Origin of the sequence: Enterobacter sp. RIT637, from assembly GCF_019718755.1 — a bacterium.
Lineage (GTDB): Bacteria > Pseudomonadota > Gammaproteobacteria > Enterobacterales > Enterobacteriaceae > Enterobacter.
In genome coordinates this window covers 1-829 of sequence record NZ_JAIHAZ010000050.1, presented here as the reverse complement: position 1 = coordinate 829, position 829 = coordinate 1, and the positions used below count along the sequence as shown (strand labels likewise).

Annotated in this window: 2 pseudogenes; both read left to right on the top strand. The window is 54.4% G+C overall.

The annotated features are described in order from the left end of the window. Nucleotides 1-96 (top strand): annotated as a pseudogene (locus K5E19_RS23050) (phosphoenolpyruvate synthase regulatory protein); the annotation flags it as partial. 152 nt (nt 97-248) lie between these two features. Further along, nucleotides 249-829 (top strand): annotated as a pseudogene (aroH, locus tag K5E19_RS23045) (3-deoxy-7-phosphoheptulonate synthase AroH); the annotation flags it as partial.

Below are 829 nucleotides of genomic sequence, written 5' to 3'. Positions count from 1 at the left end.
AACCAGATCCCATGGCTGAACAGCACCAACTATTCGGTGGAAGAGATCGCCACGAAAATTCTCGACATCATGGGGTTAAACCGTCGTATGTACTAATATGCTAGTACGATGATTTATTTTCAGTTATCATCGCGTTCACGCTTCGGGGCAGAGTGGCCCCGTACTTGAATTCAGCAGGGATTGGTTTCAGGTGATGCCGATCACTTCCCGGTAGTCTGCCGATGAAGCAAAAAATTCTGAGAACTTCCATGAACAAAACTGACGAACTTCGCACAGCGCGTATCGAAAGTCTGGTGACGCCCGCCGAACTGGCGCAGCGCCATCCTGTCTCCGCAAGCGTGGCGGAACACGTGACAGCGTCACGTCGACGCATAGAAAAAATCCTCAACGGTGAAGATCGCCGTTTACTGGTGATTATTGGTCCCTGCTCCATTCACGATCTTGATGCGGCGATGGAGTACGCTCAGCGCCTGAAAGTGCTGCGCGATAAGCACCAGGATCGCCTTGAAATCGTGATGCGCACCTATTTTGAAAAGCCGCGCACCGTCGTGGGTTGGAAAGGTCTGATCTCCGATCCTGATCTGAACGGCAGCTACCGTGTGAACCACGGTATCGAGCTGGCGCGTAAACTGCTCTTGCAGGTCAACGAGCTGGGCGTGCCGACCGCGACCGAGTTTCTGGATATGGTGACCGGGCAGTTAATCGCCGATCTCATCAGTTGGGGGGCCATCGGGGCTCGCACCACGGAGAGCCAGATCCACCGTGAGATCGCCTCGGCGCTCTCCTGCCCTGTGGGCTTTAAGAATGGCACCGATGGCAATACGCACAT